This is a genomic window from Bacillus sp. 05T21 (assembly GCF_056396785.1).
Genome location: NZ_JBFTMD010000001.1, coordinates 101,655 through 124,094 on the forward strand (window position 1 = coordinate 101,655; position 22,440 = coordinate 124,094).

General features: G+C 36.0%; 22 protein-coding genes and 1 pseudogene. 4 read left to right on the forward strand and 19 right to left on the reverse strand.

Annotated features, from left to right (window positions below; translation table 11 throughout):
• The first annotated feature begins 85 nt into the window (after positions 1 to 85).
• The 3 genes from AC1DKZ_RS00475 to AC1DKZ_RS00485 all read left to right on the forward strand — a co-directional run bounded on the left by AC1DKZ_RS00475 (position 86) and on the right by AC1DKZ_RS00485 (position 1,651).
• A complete protein-coding gene (locus AC1DKZ_RS00475; protein WP_476995506.1) occupies positions 86 to 601 on the forward strand; it encodes an excalibur calcium-binding domain-containing protein in 516 nt (171 codons plus the stop codon).
• Positions 602 to 794: 193 nt separating this feature from the next.
• On the forward strand, positions 795 to 1,028 hold the full coding sequence (locus AC1DKZ_RS00480; RefSeq protein ID WP_476995507.1) for a hypothetical protein: 234 nt from the start codon (positions 795 to 797) through the stop codon (positions 1,026 to 1,028).
• 128 nt (positions 1,029 to 1,156) lie between these two features.
• Complete coding sequence (locus tag AC1DKZ_RS00485; protein WP_476995508.1) at positions 1,157 to 1,651, forward strand: hypothetical protein; 495 nt, start codon at positions 1,157 to 1,159, stop codon at positions 1,649 to 1,651.
• Positions 1,652 to 2,053: 402 nt separating this feature from the next.
• Here AC1DKZ_RS00485 and AC1DKZ_RS00490 read toward each other — a convergent pair whose 3' ends face one another.
• The 3 genes from AC1DKZ_RS00490 to AC1DKZ_RS00500 are packed head-to-tail and all read right to left on the reverse strand — an operon-like array spanning position 2,054 to position 3,590.
• Positions 2,054 to 3,118 (reverse strand): N-acetylmuramoyl-L-alanine amidase, encoded by a 1,065-nt coding sequence (locus tag AC1DKZ_RS00490; protein WP_476995509.1) that lies wholly within the window; start codon positions 3,116 to 3,118, stop codon positions 2,054 to 2,056.
• Positions 3,115 to 3,354 (reverse strand): holin, encoded by a 240-nt coding sequence (locus tag AC1DKZ_RS00495; protein ID WP_097887965.1) that lies wholly within the window; start codon positions 3,352 to 3,354, stop codon positions 3,115 to 3,117. Before AC1DKZ_RS00495 ends, AC1DKZ_RS00490 begins: the two co-directional genes overlap by 4 nt.
• Positions 3,354 to 3,590 carry a hemolysin XhlA family protein gene (locus AC1DKZ_RS00500; RefSeq protein WP_078180707.1) on the reverse strand — a complete coding sequence of 79 codons (237 nt, stop codon included), beginning with the start codon at positions 3,588 to 3,590 and terminating at the stop codon, positions 3,354 to 3,356. Before AC1DKZ_RS00500 ends, AC1DKZ_RS00495 begins: the two co-directional genes overlap by 1 nt.
• Before the next feature lie 246 nt (positions 3,591 to 3,836).
• On the opposite strand from AC1DKZ_RS00500, the gene AC1DKZ_RS00505 reads away from it, so the two are divergent.
• Positions 3,837 to 4,169, forward strand: a complete 333-nt coding sequence (locus tag AC1DKZ_RS00505) for a hypothetical protein (RefSeq protein ID WP_476995510.1) — start codon at positions 3,837 to 3,839, stop codon at positions 4,167 to 4,169.
• Between the two features lie 31 nt (positions 4,170 to 4,200).
• On the opposite strand, the gene AC1DKZ_RS00510 is transcribed toward AC1DKZ_RS00505, so the two are convergent.
• From AC1DKZ_RS00510 to AC1DKZ_RS00585, 16 genes and pseudogenes are all read right to left on the reverse strand, one after another.
• The gene (locus tag AC1DKZ_RS00510; RefSeq protein WP_476995511.1) at positions 4,201 to 4,575 is read right to left on the reverse strand and encodes a hypothetical protein; all 375 of its coding nucleotides are present in this window, start codon (positions 4,573 to 4,575) and stop codon (positions 4,201 to 4,203) included.
• A gap of 23 nt (positions 4,576 to 4,598) precedes the next feature.
• Positions 4,599 to 8,960 (reverse strand): phage tail spike protein, encoded by a 4,362-nt coding sequence (locus tag AC1DKZ_RS00515; RefSeq protein ID WP_476995512.1) that lies wholly within the window; start codon positions 8,958 to 8,960, stop codon positions 4,599 to 4,601.
• Entirely contained in the window at positions 8,957 to 10,456 is a 1,500-nt protein-coding gene (locus AC1DKZ_RS00520; RefSeq protein WP_476995513.1) for a distal tail protein Dit, read from the reverse strand. Before AC1DKZ_RS00520 ends, AC1DKZ_RS00515 begins: the two co-directional genes overlap by 4 nt.
• 41 nt (positions 10,457 to 10,497) lie before the next feature.
• The gene (locus AC1DKZ_RS00525) at positions 10,498 to 14,109 is read right to left on the reverse strand and encodes a phage tail tape measure protein (protein ID WP_476995514.1); all 3,612 of its coding nucleotides are present in this window, start codon (positions 14,107 to 14,109) and stop codon (positions 10,498 to 10,500) included.
• Positions 14,110 to 14,340: 231 nt separating this feature from the next.
• The gene (locus AC1DKZ_RS00530) at positions 14,341 to 14,703 is read right to left on the reverse strand and encodes a hypothetical protein (protein WP_215560181.1); all 363 of its coding nucleotides are present in this window, start codon (positions 14,701 to 14,703) and stop codon (positions 14,341 to 14,343) included.
• 4 nt (positions 14,704 to 14,707) lie between these two features.
• Complete coding sequence (locus AC1DKZ_RS00535) at positions 14,708 to 15,301, reverse strand: major tail protein (RefSeq protein ID WP_476995515.1); 594 nt, start codon at positions 15,299 to 15,301, stop codon at positions 14,708 to 14,710.
• The gene (locus AC1DKZ_RS00540) at positions 15,302 to 15,631 is read right to left on the reverse strand and encodes a hypothetical protein (protein WP_476995516.1); all 330 of its coding nucleotides are present in this window, start codon (positions 15,629 to 15,631) and stop codon (positions 15,302 to 15,304) included. It abuts the gene before it with no gap.
• Positions 15,628 to 15,972: an HK97 gp10 family phage protein gene (locus AC1DKZ_RS00545; protein ID WP_476995517.1), complete on the reverse strand. Its 345-nt coding sequence runs from the start codon at positions 15,970 to 15,972 to the stop codon at positions 15,628 to 15,630. Before AC1DKZ_RS00545 ends, AC1DKZ_RS00540 begins: the two co-directional genes overlap by 4 nt.
• Position 15,973: 1 nt before the next feature.
• On the reverse strand, positions 15,974 to 16,324 hold the full coding sequence (locus tag AC1DKZ_RS00550) for a phage head closure protein (protein WP_476995518.1): 351 nt from the start codon (positions 16,322 to 16,324) through the stop codon (positions 15,974 to 15,976).
• Position 16,325: 1 nt separating this feature from the next.
• Positions 16,326 to 16,619: a hypothetical protein gene (locus tag AC1DKZ_RS00555; RefSeq protein ID WP_476995519.1), complete on the reverse strand. Its 294-nt coding sequence runs from the start codon at positions 16,617 to 16,619 to the stop codon at positions 16,326 to 16,328.
• 12 nt (positions 16,620 to 16,631) lie between these two features.
• The gene (locus AC1DKZ_RS00560) at positions 16,632 to 17,783 is read right to left on the reverse strand and encodes a phage major capsid protein (protein ID WP_016095500.1); all 1,152 of its coding nucleotides are present in this window, start codon (positions 17,781 to 17,783) and stop codon (positions 16,632 to 16,634) included.
• 3 nt (positions 17,784 to 17,786) lie between these two features.
• Positions 17,787 to 18,530 (reverse strand): annotated as a pseudogene (locus tag AC1DKZ_RS00565) (head maturation protease, ClpP-related).
• On the reverse strand, positions 18,530 to 19,675 hold the full coding sequence (locus AC1DKZ_RS00570) for a phage portal protein (protein ID WP_476995520.1): 1,146 nt from the start codon (positions 19,673 to 19,675) through the stop codon (positions 18,530 to 18,532). The pseudogene AC1DKZ_RS00565 and the gene AC1DKZ_RS00570 overlap by 1 nt, the downstream one beginning before the upstream one ends.
• A gap of 8 nt (positions 19,676 to 19,683) precedes the next feature.
• Positions 19,684 to 21,351 carry a terminase TerL endonuclease subunit gene (locus AC1DKZ_RS00575; protein ID WP_476995521.1) on the reverse strand — a complete coding sequence of 556 codons (1,668 nt, stop codon included), beginning with the start codon at positions 21,349 to 21,351 and terminating at the stop codon, positions 19,684 to 19,686.
• Positions 21,348 to 21,659, reverse strand: coding sequence for a P27 family phage terminase small subunit (locus AC1DKZ_RS00580; RefSeq protein ID WP_002142872.1), 312 nt, complete (start codon positions 21,657 to 21,659; stop codon positions 21,348 to 21,350). The genes AC1DKZ_RS00575 and AC1DKZ_RS00580 overlap by 4 nt, the downstream gene beginning before the upstream one ends.
• 125 nt (positions 21,660 to 21,784) lie before the next feature.
• Positions 21,785 to 22,120, reverse strand: a complete 336-nt coding sequence (locus AC1DKZ_RS00585; protein WP_002165184.1) for an HNH endonuclease — start codon at positions 22,118 to 22,120, stop codon at positions 21,785 to 21,787.
• Between the last annotated feature and the right edge of the window lie 320 nt (positions 22,121 to 22,440).

The following is a 22,440-nucleotide window of genomic DNA, read 5'->3' on the forward strand; positions in this document are numbered from 1 at the left end:
TAGATTTTTTACAATACTTATGTAACTCAACCATTTATTCCTGTTATAATTATATTTTGATTTACATATATAAGGAGGTTTTTATTTGTTTACTGCATTAATGTTTTTGTTTTTATTAGTGTCAATACTATCAGTAATTGCACTAATTATAGGTCTGATCAAACCAGGAAAGGTCGTTCGTTTTGGCAACACAAAAACAAGAGGTCGAGTTATATTAATTTTCTTGCCGGTATTATTCATTTCGTTTATTTTAGCAAGTGTGTTTGCTAGCAAGTCGATAACTCCAGAAGAACGAGCTGCAATTGATAAAAAAAGAGCTGAAGAGAAAGTATTAAAAGAAAACCAAGAAAAAGAAAAGGTTGAAAAGGAAAAAGAGAAGAAAGCTAAAGAGCAAGAGAAAAAAGCACAGGAAAAGGAAGAACAAGAAAAAGCTACACAAGCTAAAGAAGAGAAAAAGGCTGCTGAAGAAAAACGCAAACAGGAAGAAGCACAACAGAAAGCTGAGAAAGAAGCTAAAGAAAAAGCCGAAGCTAAAGAAAAAGAGAAGAAAGAGCCTACACCAGATAAGGAAAAAACAATTACCAACCATACAATCAAATAAAATTTCTGTTAAAGCTGGTCTAGGTGATACAGAAGAAAACTTTGTAAAAGAATACGGGTCAAATAAAGGGTCCGCTTCAATCGCTAGATTTGCAAACGATTATATTTTAGCAATGTTTTTAGAAGATAGAGCAAATAATATCGCCCTTCAATTTTCCCAATCTGGAAAACAAAGCCGTTCATTATCCGATGTCATGACAGAAGTAAAAAATATACTTCCAGTCGATGCCATAGAGAATGGGCGTTATACAGATGCTCAAGATCCAGAAAGAGAAATCATTACATTCACTAGTGAAATATTGAAAAATAGCGTTCCTGAAACTGCATTCTTAGGTGATGAGCCTGGGACATGTATGGCTATTATTCGAAAAGGATTAGATGAAGAATATATTTCTGCGGTTATCGCTTTAGGTAATAGTAAGCCGTAAAATGGAGACTATGCGTGAAGGTGTTGAATTGACATAATCAAAAGTAGACACCTTACATGAGTTGGCTTAAGTAATGAAGAGAGCCCTAACTAGAGAAACAAATAATATCACAAGGAGAATACACTAAAATGAAAGCAATGAAACTAGTATATCTCGCACTTACACTCATGCTTGTGGGTGGAGGTTGTGAGGTATCTAAAGACCATTTAAAAGATAGTACATCTCTAGATGCATCAGACAAACAAGAAACTGCTAAAGAAAGCCCAGCAGCAAAAGCTTATAAGACTGAAGTTATGGATTTAACTAAAGAGTTAGAAACCTCTATGGGTGAAATGTCTAAGATAATTAATGAAGATAGTACGCTAAGTACATCAAAACAGCGTTTCAGAGACGCATTAGCTAATGTATCAAACGTAACAAACAAATTCAATGCTCTAACACCTGGTGATGGGCAAAAAGATATTCATGAACTTATTTTACGTTCGTTGAAAATTATGCGTGACGGAATAGAAGACGTATACGTTTACCTAGATAATATGAATAATTCTGAGGTTAATGATGGTTTTAGCTTAATAAATCAAGGGTCAGACATGTATATGAAAGCTATAAAGAAGTTGTACTAGAGTAGACTTATATAACACCAAATTTGAAAATGATGATTCAAAAGTTAAAGAAAAGAAATAATACATACTTAATATATAATTTCTTTTAGGGGGCATCTTCATGAAAGTTGTACGCTCTATATTTAAAGGCTTTCGTTTAATAGGTTTAATTGTAAAGCCAGTACTTAAAGCATTATCTAAAAGTAAATTTTAAATCTCATAAAAATTAAGATCCCCTTCTGCATATGAGTGCGGAAGGGGATTTTTTCAAATTAATCTATTCGTTCTACAGATACTGGTTCATAGATAAATAAGAAACGGTACCTTTACATTAACATCTATAAAGATGAAAATCAATATATAAATACCTACATATAGTATCAGGTGATATTTTTATTCATAAAACTATTCTTTTGTAGAAAATCACTTCACATACACATAGGCCTCATTTGCTGTTACATAGTATGTTTTACCCTGGCTGTTGTGAACTTTATATTGTGGTGAACCATTCACACTTGCTTTCGCATCAATTGTGAATCCTAACCCTGCATCCACAGAACCAGCAACATCTTTATCCTGCCAAGATGGAACATCATAGAAACGTAAATTGTTAACTTTTGAAACAACACGCTTCCCTACAATTGATGAATCCACCGTACTTTTCTTATCAAACTTAACATAAGATGGATCGTTCTTAATCCATTGTTCACCACCAAGATTTAACCAACCATCTTTTTCGCCCCATACAACGTAAGTTTCTGGTTTGTTTAATTGACGAATTTTAGAGTAACTTGTACCTGGTCCTTTACGCAAATTAATGTTGTAACCTTCAATATAAGCGATACCGTCTGTTACAGCTGTTGGTACATCTGCTGGCTTAGATGGTTTTTCAGGAACAGAAACGTCCACACTAGAATTATTGTATGCGCGTTGTACATCTGCTCTAAATTGAGCTTCTGAAACGCCATGAGACTTTAAGTAGTCAAGTGGATCTTCATGATCTGTACCACCAAGGTATTTCGTTACATCGTAGTGAGTCCATAATCCTTTTTCTACAGATAAACCGCGGTCACGAAGGATTTTAGCAAGTAGCTTCACATATTTATCATAGCTGCGTTTGAACTTATCGTAATCAGCTGTTTCGCAAAGTTCAACATGTACAAAACGTTTATTAGCAGAAGGTCCACCACCATAGGCGATGTATTTTGTGTCAGCGATTTGGATTGTTTCATTCCAATCTACTGCATAATGAACGAATGCGTTTCTCCATGTACGAGACTCATATTTTTGGATATTGATAGCTGGCGCTTCAGGAGTGGCTGTAGAATGTGCTACAACGCCCTCATAAGCACCTACACCATTGCGGTATGGTTGTTTCGGTAAATCAGGAATAATAAGTGTTCTATCAGCAAAAGCACTTGTGGCAAAAGAACTAGCAAGTACTAGAATCATAAGGACCGAGGTAATATGTGTCATTGTTTTTTTCATTTAGCATCAACATCCTTTTTCATAATTTTTGTGTGGTCAAATAATCCACTTGCTGACAGTCCAATGATGATTCCTTGAAATACATTTGTTTTGATATCTCCGCCCAAAAATAAAACGCCTAGCACAATGCCAAGCGTTAAATTTAATAACGGAACATATTTTGTTTGTAATCCAATTGTTTTAGCGATTTGCGAAAGCCCAACAACAATTCCAATCATTACGGCTAAACTAACCATTACATACCACCTCCCTTCAACAATAAACCGATAAGTGCTGTTACGATTGCACCAATAATGATACGGAGAATCCAGGTAGTATTGGCGCTAATCTTCTCAAGCTGTTTGTTTATATTCACAATGTCCTTTTCATTGACAGTGGTACGTGTTTCTATGTTTCGGATGTCTCGTTGCATATCTTTTTGATCTAACTTTATCTGTTGGATCTCTTGCTTTAAATCTTGAATTTCTTGCATTGGTTCAGCTCCTTTCAAAATAAAAAGAGAGAGACGATTGCTCGTCCCTCTTTGGAATAAATGCCGTATTTTATTCAGAATGATTTTACTATTGTTTATTTTGCTCTTAATGTTTTATAGTACTGCGTTTTTTGTTATGGTTTAGTAGTATATATCTCGCTAATTGGTACACTGATTTTAAAAATATAGAATACTCATTCAATTAAGGATATTTATTGTCACTTAAAGTAGAAAGTAGGTATGCATATGGAAGAGATCATTGATTTATCTTTAATTTTCTTTTTCTTTCTTCTAATAGTCTTCATTGTATGCTTTATATTACAAGTATCCATGAAGATTTTTGGTAGGAAGAAAAAACATAACAAATCTATTGAAAAAGAATTAAAAAATCATTCCTCAACACAAGAAATTGGTAATCAGAACGAAACAGGAACAAATGCTAATGATGCTGAAGCAAATTGGATGAATGCTGTAATGACAACAGCATTTGTTACGGCAGCTATGAAAAGCGCTAATGAAAGCTCAGAAAGTAATGACCACGGTTCTGATTCATTTGAAGACGCAGATTCACAAGATTAATGTAGCTAAGTGATTTAATAAACAGACCAGCTTATGGCTGCTCTGTTTGCGTTGTATTTTCAGTTGTTGGTGGTTCTTGCGGTGGATAATTACCTGTTATTGTTTTGTAATCATCTGCACAAATTTTCTTTTTTGCAAATCCCATGTCTAATTCATATAAACGTGCACCACGTTTACATATTTCGCATCTTGTTGCAATCCGGAAACAAATTGTTCCATCAGACATTTCCCTCCACACTTCAACTTTATTACTTCCTCTTGATATACCGGCGTTATCTAACATGTCGAATGGTATTTTCAATACTACTCCATCATCCGCGCGCTCGAGATCAACCAGACGTCCTAGAAATGGAGTCCCTTCATTGGGTTGTACTGGCATGCCTTGTAAATCTTTGTATTGTTCCATGATTCTTATCTCCTTCCTATTTTCTATCCAAGCGCATTAAAGTGCCATCCGTTTGAATTGTTTACATAAAAACCAATACCACGGTTACCGTCTACAAATCTTATATGCCCCCAGCCTTGGAACTGATTCCCCCCCAGGTTAACGCCTTGCACCGCTCGTATGTTGGTTAAGAACTTAACTTCTTTTTCTGTTGATATATCGAACGTTTGACCATCAGGTGCCGGACCTATGTTGTTATTTACACTACCTACAGCAATTGTATTAAATGGTTGAAGACCAGCGGCTCTTTCTGCTGCTGCACGATCCCAGTTATACATAGATGCATATTTACCGCTGTATAGTGTTACACCTGAAACACAAACCGCTGTTTGTGCACCAGTTATTTGTCCATTTGCAGAACAGACTTTAATAATCAATGCATGTTCTTGTGGTTTATAGTTTGTTGGTACTTTGAATGTAAATGAGTATCTTCTGATTTCTCCATAGAATATAGATGGCTCAGGGAAATCCATTTTTTGTTCATTCCATATGTCATAGGAAACATTGTCCCTAAACTCCACACAACATACGTGCAAGCGCGGTTTCGCTGTCTTACGTACACCATTTATCATAGATGCTCTAAAATGTGCAGATAATGTATATTCGTTTCCTGGATGTATCCCATTGTTAACCACTGCTTCTGGATAGTTGTACATATCTACCCTTGCCGCATTAACCATTTGTTCGTAATCAAATACAGATGTATTTTTTTCTATCACTACATTGCCCTGCGACCTCCAAGTTAAACCATATCCACCTTCAAACCCATAGTAATCTGCATTCCCAATGTTTTTCTTTCCAACACTAGAAAAGTCGGAATCCGCTATCAGGTTTCGTCTTGATACTGCGGTTGTTTTTGTTCCCCATTCATCTTGGAAAAGGAAGTCTAGCATTTTAACGGTTACACCATTTTTATCAATGGTAATTTTATCACCATTAACGTTAATGACATTCGTATCGATACCCTTTGCCGTTAACCACTTCACCATTGTATCTGCATTAATATCCAGTTTCGCAGCATTGATTGTAATTTTTCCGGGGGACATATTAATAGCAGTAACAATACCATCCTTTAAAATCTGTGCGATAATTCCTTCATCTAACACTTGTAACTTAGATTCCGTTTTTTTTACATAGGCATTATAGGTCTCCTTGATAAAACTTTCCTGTTTTCTGGAAATGATAGTAACGCCTTCTGTATTTGCTGTGATGCTTCTTTCTAACTCTGTAACTTTTTGATTGTATTTCTCAGTAGCTACTCTATTAGCGATATCTTCCATCATTTTGTCAGCATCAGTTTGATCTTTCGGATGTAACCAAAATTCACTTGCTATAGTGCCACGTTGCAACATAGGTGCGGCACACCACAAACGCCCATTTCTTGTAACGTAGTAACGCCATCTTACAAACGATGCATTAGCAGGTGCTTGGTCTGTACATACCGCACGAACCCACGTATTATTTACAACCTTGACATTAGTTCTAGTTGTTTTAATACGAGTTTTTTTGTCAGAAGACCACCATTCAATTTCAATAAATGCACCGCCACTATCAATAGGTGTTTTCCCGTCAGTATTGAAATAACCTGATGCAACAAATTCCTCATTAACTTGACACTCAATGAATTGACTTGTTAGCCCCCACCAACGATCTTGAGTCTGCCCAGTAACGGTAATTGAGAATGTATTCATACCTTTGTATTTCAGATTTGTATCAACAGAACCAACAGCCCCATTATCATTATTCCAAAACCAGTATTTTTGTCCTAACTTAAAATCAGCATCACGCAACTCATTTACAGTACCTAAACCACCTACATAATCCTCAACATCTTTCTTTTTCATCGTTAACTTCAATGCTTCGCTATGTTGACCTATCGCTGTAGTAGCCTCACTAATTGTCTTTCCTTGCTGAGTTTGAATCTCTTGTAATTTCGAAACACTTTGGGTTGTTCCATTTGCTGTCTTTTCTACAGTGTTAACACGTTCACTGAAATCATCTTGTGTCTTTTCTACTTTTTTAATAGTTTCTGTAGTACCTTCCACACTTTTGATAATTTCATTTGTTTTCTTAGTGAATTCATCAGTTGTTACTTGGTCTTCTGGTGCTGGTGTCCATTCAGTTGCTTTATTACCTATTTCTATTTGGAAATTACTAATTTTCAGAGTACCTACCAAACCATCACAACGCATGTTTACACCAAGAAACGCTGCTGTACCTGTAGGGATTGAAGCAACGCGGGAATATCTACCCTTTTGATTCGTAGAACTAAAGGTAACAGCACCTGTAAACCCTGGATAGGGATTACTTCCCTGCATGTACATCTTACCCGCTGGTGCATTACCGATAACTTCCCAGTCAAAGGACACCATAAACTCCTTGCCGTCCATAATGTCCCGGGAATCACCTGCTGCAAATCTGTAAATAGTTGCTGTTTGGTTATTAATATTAGTACCAGCCATAACAGCCGGAATAGTTGTACCTACTACAACGTTACGCCCACCTATTTTGGCATTAGCAATTTTCGTTTCTACACTCTCTAGCTTTTCACTAATCTTCCCTGCTTGCTCTTTAATTTCAGTTGTTTTTTCAGTTAACTCATTTGTTGTTTCTTGTACTTTAATAAGCGTCTTTTTTGTACCATCTGCATTTTCTTCTACTGTATTTAATTTTTCAGTGATTTCACCGTTTTTTTTCGTTAATACTTCAATACTTTTAGTGAAACCTTCGTTGGTCTGCTGCATACTAGTAACTTTTTTATCTATTTCACCCTGTTCATTTTTCACAGTAGAAATAGTTCTCGTGACTTCTTGAAGGTTCTCCGTTACTTTGCTATATTGCCCTGACACTTCTTTTTGAGCATCTTCCACTTTTTGATTTAATTCTTTTTTTGTGGCTGCAATATCTTTATTCACTTGATCCAGGGTATCTTTTTTAACGGATTCTACATCAGGAATAAGAAGCTCCCACCCTTTACCGTTCCACACTTTTAAAATACCAGGTTTACCGTTACTAATATCTCGCCATAACGTCTTACCCAATATAAGGTTATCAGTCGGTGGATTTTTTGATTCAATAATATTTACCGTATTATTTTTTAGGTTTTCTTGAACTTTTTCTGCTAACTCTTTAACCACCTTAGATTCTTCACGTATGGTTTCAATTGTTTTCCCATTCTCTTTTACCAGTTTGTCTAGCCGATCTAACATTTCTTGTTTACTACCCAGTGAACTAAGAATTTGATTATAAATCTTCCGTAGTTCTTCGTTAGGATCAACAATCTCTCGATAATTCCCATACACATATTTATCTTGCATAGGATTCTTATATGATTCATCCCCAGCAATTGCTCTCGCTTCTAGATAAAGCTTAGGTGTGAATCCAGTATCTTTAATCCGGATTGTATCGCCCTCATTAATTAATTCATGTGCTAGTCCAAATATCCGCCCTATTGATGCCGCTTCTACTTCATAGGAAACAGATGCGTATCTACGTTTCTTCATTTCTATTTCCATTAAAGTTTTTAGGCGTTCGGGAGACATGTTTTGCTCTTCTGTTTCTGGACTATAAAATCCAAATTTATGTTGACCCTTTTCATTCCAACGTTGAAAAGCATCAGAGTCTGTAATATACGGAAGTCCATTATTAATCTTCTCTATCGTAATTACGTTATCGCCTTCACCCTTCACAAACCCAATTAAGGCTGTACAGATATTTTGTGAGTTCTCAATTCTTTTAATTCCGATTAAGTCTTTGCCTAATTCAATCGTTTTCCCTGTATCTTGTCCACGTTTTTTCACCATATCAACATAACGTTCGATACGATTGCCCACAACCTCAATTCGATATTGAATTTCTAACTCAAATAAAGAAGCAATCTTTTTTAGAAAGCTCAATGGATCAATAAATTCGTCAATGGTCATGGAACGGAAACTTTCATAAGGAATATTCCCTTTTTTCCACTTTGTCCCTAAAAGAGCTATATCTACATACTCAGCTACTGTTTTTCCTTCAAACTTTTGCGGGTCAATATAATTCGCTTTTCCAAGTAAAATCCATTCACCAGATGCATAGGTTGTAAGTGATCTATTAGTAGAGTCTTTTTCTGTTTCAGTGATTGTATAAGGAACAATACGACCATCACGCACTTCTTTTAATACTAAATTTTGCTGCGTAAGAGTTGCGGCTTCTTTTGTACCGTCAAAAACGGTGAAATCTAGCTTATCAACATTGTTTTTAATTTCCCAATGTCGGTTATCATTCCAATAATCTTTTGGTTGAATAGCTCCTATGATTTGATCTGTTTGTGAATCAACAACATGTAATATTCCAATTGGTGTTCTCATCTAAATCTCTCCCTAAACGATACAGTTGCTTTCACATCTGGTGGCATAATATCAATACGATTTTCACCACGTATCACTTTAGGGAAATCACTTAACAGGTCTTTTAAGTTAATTGCATCTTCCCCATTGATTGTGACAAGACTTCTTTCTGTATCAATAATAACTTTATCGCCCACATCGACTATAAATGGTTTCGTATTAGATGGGACTTTGTTAAGTTTCCAAATTTTTAAATCATCTATTTGCATGGTATAAACAGGTGTATTCCTATCCCAACGACAAATCGCAAGCATAACCTGGGCAACTTTTCGATTCGTCATCGGATTTTGATTATTACCTGCACCCGTATCAATCCAACGTTCAACTAATGAAGCATCATCTATTTCCGTACCATCTCTGAAACGAGCTACATAAACAGACCATTCATTCCCTCTTCTTGCAATACGCAATTTCCCATAAAAATTATTAAATGTATTAGGATGTGTCCCACTTGTATCAACTAATATACGAGAACTATTAGGAGTTCCTTGATTACCAATTCGCATGTGTGCTTTTGTAATCTCAGCATCCCAATATAAATCATTCATATTCATACGAGCAACAATATTACTAGACTCATCCAAAAGAAGAACCTCCACACGCCCCATTTGATCTATATTTTTAGACTGTAAATGTACCCTAGCTTCCACTTCAAAATCTTGAATCGGTCCACCAGGTATACTTTTCTTTACAATCCCTCCGTGAAACCCTTTCGTTCCTTCTTCACCGTAATACGGACAATGAATAGCTGTACCATCCTTGACTTTCAGTTCCCCTGTTCCTTTCATGTCATCAAAAACGCCAGTAACAGGAGTCCACCCTATAGTGGTAGACATATCATCCCAAAGAACGCGTTCTCGTTCTTGTATAGTTGGTTCTTGTATCGTTAATGGATAGCCAAGTTGGAAGTAATTTCGTTCATTTGGATATGCCCCGAACCATACACTTAAGAACGTGCTTGGTTTTGTTATATCTATTTCAATCAGTGGTGGAGCGTCTACGCTTCCTTTATTCGTGAAATAGGATGTAATTTCCGCAGTTGCTTCTCGCTTAAATGTATGAGTCTGTACGTTCCCTAATTTATATGGCATTGGACAAACGAATTTTAAAGTCCCTTTACCTAAGGTAACAAACTCTTCAGGATCAAAATCCTCATCAATAACAGCCATATATGTCCTATCAGGTGTTACGTCAAAGACTAATTCAACAGGTTTTTCTGTAATTAACCAGGCTGCTATTTCTTCTTTTAATGTTTCTAAATCTGCCCCATCCGGAACTATGATTCCAACCGGAACAGGTAAAACACGAATTTCGGTATCTGTACTTAATAACCTTGCACCTGGATAACCAGGTACACTTAAAAAATTCCGTTTTAACGGAGCCCATGCAGGTCTTTTCCATCCATTTTCTATTTGAATAAAGTCTTTACGTATTTTGTTAAATGCAAAAGAGCTCATTTTGACACCTCATTTCGTTTAAAAATAAAAGAGACTCAAACTTAAAAGTCTGAATCTCTCTGTGCTTCTCTTTCTTGATATTCAGTTGTATATCTATAAGTACCACGTGCCACGTCTCGTCCTTCTAAACTAACAGGTACTTCAACCACTAAATCTCCTCCGAGCATCGGAATTACTCCATTACCGCCAGATGATCCTGACGAATAATTAAATACTTGATTTACTGCACTAGCTGTCATTGCTTCTCTACTATTTGACATACTTCCATATACGCCACTCATAACGCTCTTTAAGCCTGATAACTGACTCATAGAATTAGCCATCATACGACTCATATCACCCATTAATTGATTTATGTCTCCTGACATACTAAATTGTTCTCGTGGCATGGCTGCTACGATTCCAGCACCAATAGCTCCAAGTGTCTTTTTGTTTAAAGGTAAAACGGCTTCATCCCCAGCTTCACCAGCACCTTGCAAGTTTCCGCCATTCATACCAAATATAGTTGGTTTAGTGAAAATACCACCTTTTGCACGCCAATCAATATTGAGTCCAGATGGGAACGTAATATCTTTTCCTAAAACGTTTTTCGTACTAGTTTGTAAGCTAAAGTGTGGAAGAGGTGGCATTTCAGGTTTTGGGATTTTCAACTTTAAACCTTCAAAGAATCCCTTGATTTTATCGATGAATCCCTTTACCCCGTCAACCGCATCTCTTATTGGGTCCATAATAAATCTTTTCGCTGCTTCAAATTTTTCTTGTGCAGCATTCTTTACAGCATCAAATTTCTCACGCGCAGAATTATACAAATTCTCAAACTTTTCTTTAGCTGAATTATAAGCCTCTGTAGCTGGTTGAACTACATATTGCTTCACTAAATTCCAAGCTGAAAGTGTATAGGATTTTATTTTTTCCCAATTTCCTAATATCCAGTTTGCTAAATCTCCAAGTTTTTCTTTCGTTGTATTCCACAATTCTTGCACTGGCTGGATAACATACTGTTTTACCAGGTTCCATCCTGCCAACGTATAAGACTTAGCCAGCTCCCATTGTGAACTTAACCAAGAAACTAAATCGCTGAACTTTTCTTTCACTAAATTCCATGTTTCTTGAACTGGTTGAATGATATATTGTTTAAATAAACCCCATCCAATTTGAGCTGCGGCCTTTGCTATTTCCCATTGTGTACTAAGCCAGCTAACTAACTCACCGATTTGTCCACTTACCCAATTGTAAGCTTCTTGAATAGGCTGAATAATATATTGACATATCGCCGCCCAAGCAATTTGTGCTCCTGCTTGAATTAGTAGCCATCCCGCTTCTAAAATTGTGGCCATAAATGAAATAATTGGATCTAATACAGTAAGAATTGTATTCCAGGTTTCCTGCCAAGCCTGTACTAGTGTTCCCCACAGTTCTGAAGCTGTTGTAACTAAAGAAGACCACCAAGAGAATGCTGTTTCAACAATTCCAGACCATAGATTACTAAAGAATTCCCCTATTGGATCARAGAAGCTATGCATCATTTCTGTGAAAGAAGACCAAGCTCCAGAAAAGAATTCAACGATAGAATTCCATGTATTACTACATATCTCGCCTATTCCTGTCCATAAATCACTAAAAAATTGGCCTATCGGATCAAAAAATTCATGCATTGTCTCTAAAAATGAAGACCAGGCTTCACTACAGGATTGGGTTATACCATTCCAAAGTTCTATTAAATATTCCTTAATAGAATTCCATGTTTCTATTGTCCATTTTTTGATATCATCCCAATTTTTATAAATGACTACACCTAAAGCAATCACAGCGGCTGCTAGCAGCGCAAAAAGACCAATTAATCCTGACGTTGCTAATCCTATGGTGGATATGGTGACAACTATAGGCATTAAAGCCATGAATGCTCCTGAGATTACACCAATAGCTACAGCAACAGCTGCTAATGTTGCCGCTAATTGCGGATTATTTGAAATCCATTCAGCAAATTTAGAAACCAGATCCGCTATAACACTAAGAACTGGTTGAAGTGCAACTTGTAAATCTTGCATTGCCTTTTGAAACTTAATTGTTGGGTTTGCATCCATTTTTTTGATAGATTCATTTAAGTTTTTTTGGTTCTTATCAAAATCTACAACCTTTTCTGAGGCGCCAATTAATGTATTGGTGATATTCTGTCCTTGATCTTCATACATTGTACCGAATATTTGAGCGCCAATTAGATTTTTCTTTGTTGAATCTTCAACACCATCTAGAGCCTTTGCAATTTCTGTCATGGCTTGAGAACCGCCTCTACCACCTTCAGCAACAGCTTTACCCCACTTTTGCATTTGTTCAGTAGAAATATTTGTACCTTTAAGTAAATCTTGAAGTGCCTTTGGAACTTCATTTCCGAATTCAGCGACTCGGATACGTCCTTCTTTTAGACCATCTAAGAGATTATCAATATTCCAAGTACCAGTTTCAACCCCAGCTTCCATAATAGCTTGGACTTCTTCAGCTCTGTAGCCTGCTCGTGTTAGCTGTCCGCCATATTCAGCGATAATATCTAATTGTTCAGACGGAAATCCCATTTTTAATAAGGCATCCGCCATACCAATAGCGCCTTCTTGCGAAATGCCTAATTCATTACCAATTTCATTTGTTTCTTGAATTAATTCAGTGAAATCTATGCCTTCATAAGATTGAGCGATAGCTGCTGCTCCTTTTACAACTGCTGCATTCGCTTCATCAGAAACATTTTTATTTAAAGCCCATTGCCTTCTTACACCTTCTAAAGATGCTTCTGCATCCACACCATAGGCTGTTACACCTCTAACAGCTTCCTCTACTGATTTTTTTGAAGACTCTGGAACATCAAAAGTGATATCGATTTTTGTTTTCAACTTTGACATATCCATTGCTTTTTCAATCGCAGTTGCAATACCACCACCAGCAGCCATACCACCTATGACATTTTCTAATCCTACCTTTAGACCTTCAAACTTCTTCTCTGTTCTACCAGCTTCTTGTTGTAAATCTCTTAATTCATTTCGTACTTGTTGTATTGAATTTCCAGCATCCACAGAACGAAGTGCCCTTTGTAATTTCTCAATATCAGCTTCTGTTCCTAATGCTTCTCGGCCGATAATTCCAATTGCTTGTTCTAGCTGTCTACTTGTAGCCGTTCCACTTTTAATTGCATTCACAAGACGATTACCTAATGCACCAGCAAAATCATCAACGCTTTTTCCTGTAGCGTGGAATAAAGTTTCTAACTGCCTAGTTGAACTTGCTACACTTTCCTGTTCGGCTTTCATATTACCAAGTTTGTTTTTTAAGCCATTAAGTGACCCTTCTGTAAATTCAATTTCGCGCCTAAACGCACGATATTGTTCTTCAGAAATCTTACCGTTTTGAAATTGGGCTTGGACTTGTTGTTCCGCTGCTTTCAGCTTATCTAATTTTTCGGTTGTATTTTCAATTTGTTGTGTCAGTAACTTTTGCTTTTGGGCTAAAGCTTCGACATTACCAGGATTAAACTTTAATAAACGCTCTACTTCCTTCAGTTCATTGGCCAGGTTATCACTTTGTTTATTTACATCTTTTAAGGCATTTTGTAACGGTTGAGTATTTCCTCCGATTTCAATCGTAATCCCTTTAATTCTTCCTGCCATATTCTCACCTCATTTCCTAGAAAGAATCGTAATCTTTTTGATTCGCTTTTCTTACTTTTTCTTTATCTGGATTTTCCATTTCAGCAAATTCAGCAATATAATCAAAGCAATCACCGATTGTCATGTCTTCTAAATCCCAACGCGTTAATTTTGCTTTATAACAAAGAGCAAGGAACGTATCAGTGGTTAATTCTTCATCACTGAAAGTCCCTTGCTCTCCATTATTTTTCTTTATTTTTTTTTTGCTCCCATTGTCATTTGAATCAGATCGTTAATTTCCGGCATAATTTCATAGATAGGGAATTCATCAAATCCATCTAACCATGTAAGTGGATCTGAAATACTCGGATCAGCCGTTTTAGCATATAACCAAACCAGATCATAAATAACCTCGAAATCAACCTTATTAAAATCTAAAGTTGAAAGATCAATAGTTGCTTCTGTACTATCAGGTGAAGTGATTGTACCCATAGCTCCTAAAGCAAACATATCTGCAAATAAATCACGTCTAAATTGCGCCTTATAACGTTTAACTGTTGCTGCTGTACTTTTTAATTTGACTTGTTTACCGTCTATAGTAATCGTCTTTTCCATCTGCTTACGCTCCTTTTGGTGCTGCTGGTGTTTTTACATACACTTTTTTGTACCAGTCGTTATAAATTGCTGGTGTTGTTTTGGCAGTCGTTTTCGTTTTAAMCATTGGTCTTCCACCAGGTGCTAAAATAATTGGGCTAGAAACAAACTTCAGTTCATTTGTATTTGGTTCAGCAGAACTTGTTTTTGTTTTAGATGCAATCGTTGGACGACTTGCTGAACAGTTATACATAACATGACGGGTTGCATTCACATCACCATCAAACTCAAATAATAAGGCAAATGGTTTTCCTTTTGCATCAGCTAATTCATTTAATACGCCATCCGTTTCGTCTAATTCCTCACCAAGTGCATCAATAGCAAATTGCTCTGGAATAGTAGCAATATTTAATGCTCCATCGTAACCTTGGTTATTACTTGCCGCGTAATAAAGCATGTCATCTGCATAGAATTCAATTAAATCACCGCGCGGCTCAAAAGTTAGTTCAACCCCACCAGGTAATGGAATTGGCGTCCCAAATTTAACTAAAAAATCCTTAGTATCTAATGGTACATAATGTACATTTTTCAAACCGAATGTTACCTTGTTTTCATTCATTTATATCAACCTCGTTTCGTATATTTTTTGATACATTTTTTCAGATTCAATAAAAGTCCCATACGAGTCATAAGGGATCTCATGATCGTCTAAGACTTTTTCAAGTTTGGCTTCAGCAACTAAATCCTTTCTAGTTGTATAAAGCTCTATATTTAAATCGTTTATCTTGTGATAAACCTTGTTATCAGCCATTAAATTTGCTGATCCATCCACAAGAAAACAAATATAAGGTGGCGCTGGAACAGGATTGGTTGGTGTTGCTGTAAAATGCGAATAAGCCACAGGATAGCCTGTCGCTTCAAGAATTTTTGTTAATTCACCTAATGTCATTGCCCAATCGTCCTTTCGATACGTCTTGGTAATTCGTCAATTACATACTCTTCAACTGGACGAATATGCACTTTTGCTGGCACTCGGCCACCACCAACTTTTGCATGCCCATTTTCTAATAGATGTGTTAATTGCCCTTTTGTATTATGAAGAACAATGCCATTCCCCTCTTTTTTCTTACGCCAACCCTTACGATAAGCACCTGTTTTTTTAGGACCACTTTGCCTTAATTTACTTACAGCAATATCTGCTACTTCATCGATTTCATTTTCCAAATCTTCTTCTACAACTTTTGCATACCTTTGCAACTCCCTAGCAAGATCACTCGCAAAATCATTCATACTAAACATGCTCCTTTGCGATAATAGTCAATGTTTGATACATTTCATCATCATTCATTGGCGGTTCGATAATATTAAAGATACGGCCTTTCATATTAATTCGCATTTCTTCCGTAATACCAGAAGTATATGGAATCACAAAACGATACACCCGTGTAGCCTGTGAAGCTGAAGCTTCAATATACTCGGAACCTTTCACCGTTTTTATCATTGACCAGGCTTTTTTTAACTCCTGCCAAGATGTTTCAATTACCTGATTTAATTCATCTTTTATTACTACAGGTTGTTCAATATTGATTCGGTTTCTAAAATCGCCTGTATTCAGTGGCTTTTTGTATTGAAAAGGACGCATTTTATTCACCGTCCAGTTTGATTTCTTCTAAAGCTTTTTGAATGCCGAAGCTATTAATTTCCGTTAAAAAATTCTCAGAAAAATACTCGAGTGCATCATTATAAACATAGCGAGAACGTTCAAAAACTAATTCTTTGAACGTCTCGTCTTTGTTTATATCATATGATCCACAGTCTTTTATTAAAGCTTTATTGGATGCAAATAGGATGCGTCTTAGGTTATCATCTTCATCATCACCTAATCGCATCCTATCTTTGAATTGCTGTAATATTTCATTTAAAATTACTGTTTCCATTTACATCATTCCTTATTTAGTTGCTGGTGGTGTTTCCTCAAGGCTTAATGTGTAAACTTGTGAAGTATATTTGTCCTTCGGCTTACCCGTAGCATATTGTTTAGCAATATAAAGTGTTGCATCTTCTAAAGCTAATGTTTCTTCATACTTTTTAATTGGTTCAGTTCCACCCATCGCTGCAATATACTCTCCTTTAACAAAAAACAGCACCTTACCTTGAGGTACAAACACTGATTCTGTAGGAGTTGGATTGAACGGTAAGCTTGTCACATACACTCCAGCTGCATTTTGAATTGTTGCATTTGCTTGGATATCAAAAGTATCAAACGGATTTGTTACCATAACTACTTTCCCTGCAATATTTTTTGGTCTGTCTGCATCAGTTTTACCATCAGGATTTAGCTTTTTAGCCAGTAATTTAACAACTCCTTTTAATTCATTGATTGTTTTTCGACCTGGTTCAAATGTTAAAGTCCCTGCTGTTTTTTTATCTGGATATACTCCTCCAACAACACTTCCACTTGGATCTTTTAACAATCCAATAGGTTCATCTTTACCTGTACCAATTACGAATCCGCGTTCTAAACCTACAGACATAGCTTCTGAAATCATTGTACGAACATAGCGTTCCACCCACACTGGACCAAGTTTAAGCATGTCATTTGCCAATGGGATAAATGCCGTTAATTTAAGTTGAGAGATAGACTCTTTTCGGAATGTGGCATTTAGTTGTCCTTTAATATCACCAAATAATGGTCCCCATACAGCTGCACCTTCTGGATCTCCATAGATAAATTCTGTCACAGCACCTAAGTTTTCTAATCCGATATGTTCTAACAACGGATGACCTTGAACTAAATCATCAAAAATTCGTTCTTGTGTTGTCTTAGGTAATGTTTCAGTATCTTTAAATCCACCATCTTGAACTACTGCATTGAAGAATTTCATTTCCTCACTCGTTAATACGTTAGAACCTCGAGACTGCATAATAGAACGGTCTACAATAGATTCATTGACTTGATTCAAGATATCCGAACGAACATCTGTAGCAAGTGCTTCAATCATAGAATTTAATGCCGCTGTTTGTTCTTCTGGTGTCCCTTCCTGTGTTGCTTTCGCAAAAGCTAGTTTTTTCTCTTCAAAATTATTAAATTTAATCACCATGTTTTATTTTCCTCCTAGATTTAAAAAAAGCGTACTCAGATTCTGTTTTGTATTAACAGGCTCTTGAATAGGCTCTTTTGGATTTTGATTATTTGGTTGTTTCGTATACTTAGCTACTAAATCTTCTTTGAAGTTTTCCACAACTTCCTCTTCTTCCTCTTCTTGCGTATCATCTATTTCGATTTCATCAGCAATTTCATCAGCTAAACCAAGAGCAACTGCTTCCTCTGCTGTTAGCCAAGTTTCATCTTTTAAAAGCTGTTTTAATTCTTCGTCTGTTCCAACAAAACGTTTTTTATAAGATGCCGCTAAAGCTGAATCGATTTTTCGTAAATCTCTTGCTGTTTTTTCAAAAAGATCTGCATTTCCATATTCAATGGTACTAGCTTGATGAATCATCATCATGGTATTACTAGGCATTATAATTTTATCGCCAGCCATCGCAATTACAGACGCGGCACTAGCGGCCCAACCATCAATATGAACTATAATTTCGGCATCATGCTACTTTAACAGATTGCAAATTGCTACACCATCAAATGCGGAACCTCCACCCGAATTAATATGAACGTGAATTTTTTCTGCTTTTACATCTTGGATTTTTCTTCTTACAGCTTCAGCGTTATTTTCACTAAACCATCCACCGATTGATCCATAAACGGTTAATTTGTACTCATTCTCACCTTTAGCTTCAAAGCGAATATCTCGTTTTAAATTTAAAAGCTTATTCATGTTCAAATGTTCCATCATTTCTCACCTCCTTCAGATTCATTTAGTTTCGTATAGTTCTTCGTAATATGATGGATATTTAAGTTTGGATCATCAGAACCTTCATAATCTACTTCTGAACGAATCTCATTTCCTGTAAATGCACTTGAAGAAATGAGTTTATCAATACTTGTTGCAAGGTCAAATATACTCTGATAAGAAACAGCTTTAACTTCAATCTTTTTCCCTGAAAGATACTCATTCATTTCAAAGAATTTAACATTCGCTTCATCAGATAGCTTTTTTAATAACGGCCGTACTGTGAAAAGCATGTAGTTTTTCGTTTGCTTCTCTACATCAGCCATTTCACCATGTATCAAAGCTGTTGGAATACCAATTGCCATAGCTACCTGATTTAAGAAACCATTTGTAACCTTATTGATTTCTTCCACACTGGGGCCATTCGCAACGCCATTGTATATTTCGTTATAATTAAAACCCTTTTGTTGTGGAACAATAGCAATATCCTTATTACCAAACGCCTGATACATATCATCAATAAACTTTTGTAATTTTGCTATATTCTCTTCCGTCTTGGCTCCTGTCATATCCATATCAACTGTTCCACGAACTTGATTTTTACGCTTTTGAGAGCTTAGTATTCTACCAAATAAGTCCCCGTAATCTGCAAATAAACCATCAATAAGCGGAGATAGTTTATCATTTCGATACTTTAAATGAATTACTTCACTTTGCCTAAAACTTCTCTTAAACGTATAATCTTTTACTATTACATCAGTAAAAGTATCCTCAAACACAGCATATTCATTATGTTGAAATCCATCTGCAATAAGTAAATCACCATCATCAGCCTGTATAACTAAACACTCATTATCATAAATAAGTTTGCGAATAAACCTTTCCCAAAAGGTACTTGCTGTCATATTCTTGTTTGGTCTAACGTTTAATCGGTAATAAAGTTCATTCTTCTCAAATGCTTTCCCCTGTCTTACTCTGAATTCGGATTGACTTATTGTTCTTCCCAAAAATGATACACATGTATCAATTGCCAATCGTTTCATATGAAGTCTGTTTGCTGTATCAGCAATTATGTCTAGATCCACCATAAATCCTAGTTCTTTATTTCTTTTAAATACTGAACCTAACCATCCAATGGTTATCACCCCCTTTATTAGAATTTAATATCGCCTATAACGAAATCAGTTACTTCTTGTATTTCATCAGCTCTATAAAGAGCGTGGACAAAACATTGGAATCCATCAGTTTTTCTACGAACTGGCTCTTTTTTCTCGTATATTTTGTTTCCATCGCCCTTGATGACAACCAAGACGTTTTGTGTATACCAACGCATTAGAGGGTTGTCATCAAAAACAATTTGACGATTGGCAAATGCCATTTCAATCCGTGGTGCTAATAAACCGTGGATTGCTTTAGGATTTCTAATAATCTCTACTTCAAATCCTGCATCTATTAATAATGGCTTTATAGCTTCTAATCGATAATTATCACCTATAATTTTTTTTAATCCATACATTTCGCGCATTTCTACAAACCAATTTACAATATGTGTTGGATTAATAGTCGGCTCGTCCACAACTGTTAAAAGTCCCTGTTCTTCCCAATCTTTTATTGGTCCAAATTTTTCCTTTTTATACTCATTTGCCTTTTTTGAGTATCCATAATAAATATCAACAAACTCTTTACGTACAAAAGAATGTGTTTTAAAAATGTATTCACCGTCTACTCTAAATAAAAGACCACAAGCTGCGAAATCTCTAATACTCGCAAAGTCTAAAGCCCCAATACATTCTCGACCGTATAAATCAGGAAATGGACGATTTGTAGCAACGATTTCTTCCCATTTTGCTACAGACCTTTCTAAGTTTGTAACAGGTAAGTTCATACGCTTTGTCATAAACTCTTCTCGATTACTTGGATCATCTTCTAAATCTTCATATTCTTCTTTTATCGTTTCAAGTAACCCTTCTGCATACTCACTTAACGGCTGCGATAACATAGGGTTTGCCATTTCCCAATTTTCTGGATCATCAACTTCGTTTTCATCATTTAATTTACAAATGAATGGGAAGATGGCATTAGGACGTGCTTCACCATTTAATACTTTCATTGCTTTTTCTTTTTGTTTATCTAAGAAGCCATCACGGACATATCCATCTGTACCAATGTAAAATTCTCGTGGGTTTTTCTTTTTCCCTAAACCGCTTATGTGAACTCGAACATCTTTATTGCTTTCATATTGATGTATTTCATCAAATACAACCGCACCATCACGCAAACCATCTTTTGTATCTCCGTTTGATGTTCTAAACTTCAATATACTTCCAGTAGCTTTAGAAACTGTTTGAGTTAGTGTGGTTTTAAATGCTCGTTGCAATATTTCATTTCGTTTAACGCATTTATGAACTTCATCAGGACTCGTTTTCGCCTGCTCTTCACTGTTTGCAACAACGGAAATGTTATACTCCGGAATACCATGCATTTCACTAATTAAAAAGTGAATGATGACTGATATTAATCCGTTTTTACCACCACCACGTCCAAGCATCCAGAGGAATTTACGATAAAATACGCGACCATTTTTCTTGTAAAATAAAAAGACGAATGCTATTAAGAATTTCTGAAAAGATTGTAATGGAAAGTACCACTTCTCACCAAAGCGGATACACTTCTCAATCATTTCATCATCAAAATATAAATCGTCTCTGTTCAAAATATATTTTTCTAGATATTCAATTAACAATTCTCTTTCTTTATTGAACTTTACTTTTCCACTTCGATAAAGCTCAATATATTCATCAATGTACTTTTGCCTAATCATGTTAGATCACTTTCACTATAACCCGCATTAGGAATGTTAGCCTTAACAACAAACTTTATATCTCTGCCTAACGCAATTAAAGAACTGTTAATTTTATTCCTCTCACCTATAAGAGGGTGGGCTTTAACAAAAACTTGAGAACCGTTTTTTACTGTTACGGACTCGCCTTCTTTATTAATAGTTTTATTTATTTTCCTAAATGCTTTGACCAGATCAATGTATCTTTCTACTTTTTCAACTTCGACTAAATCTGTAATATCTATACTATTCATGAGCTGTTCTTTTAACCTCACAATACTAACAGCCATCTACCCACCCCCCCCTTACGTGCGTAATTTTGAAAAAAACCTGACAGTTAACCCCCTCCTCCGGTGCCCCTTATACGAAAAATTGATGAAATATTTTAAGGGGGGGTATTTTTTCTGAATCATTTTTACCACATTTCATCGTGTTCCCATTTATTCTGTTTCTTTTTAAATGTTCTACCGTGTTCTTTGTTGTGGCAATTGACACAGACTGTTTCAAGATTATCTATGTTTAATGCGAGTTCTGGATGATGCTCAAGTTCTTTTATATGATGGACAACGAGTTGTATCTTCTTACGCTTTGCACTCTCACTGTATTCATTGGTATCTGTTTGAACACGTCCGTTACGTTTACACTCTTGGCATTCATAGTTGTCACGCTTCTTTACTTGTTCTCGTATGCTCTTCCACTCACCACCGTCATAGAACTTACGCTTCTGTTGTTTGGTTTTGTACTCATTCATTAGCCTTTACCTCAATCACTCCCGTATCAATTCTTTTCTCACGATGTTGAATATCAAGGCACTTTTCGCAGTAAAATGTAGCCGAAACATCTACCCCAAAATGTCTGGCATCAGAATAAAAAGTAGTGGTCTCACTTTCTAACAGTTGGTATTTATGCTCACACATTATCCTCGCTCCTTACCTAAAAATAAAAAGCACCCGAATGGATGCTTTTTTCATTGATTATTAATCTATACTTCAATTACGGTAAATGAAGTTTTATCCTTCTTCCAATCACCTAATGTTGTTACATTCATCTGCGCCAATATTATTAAGTAAC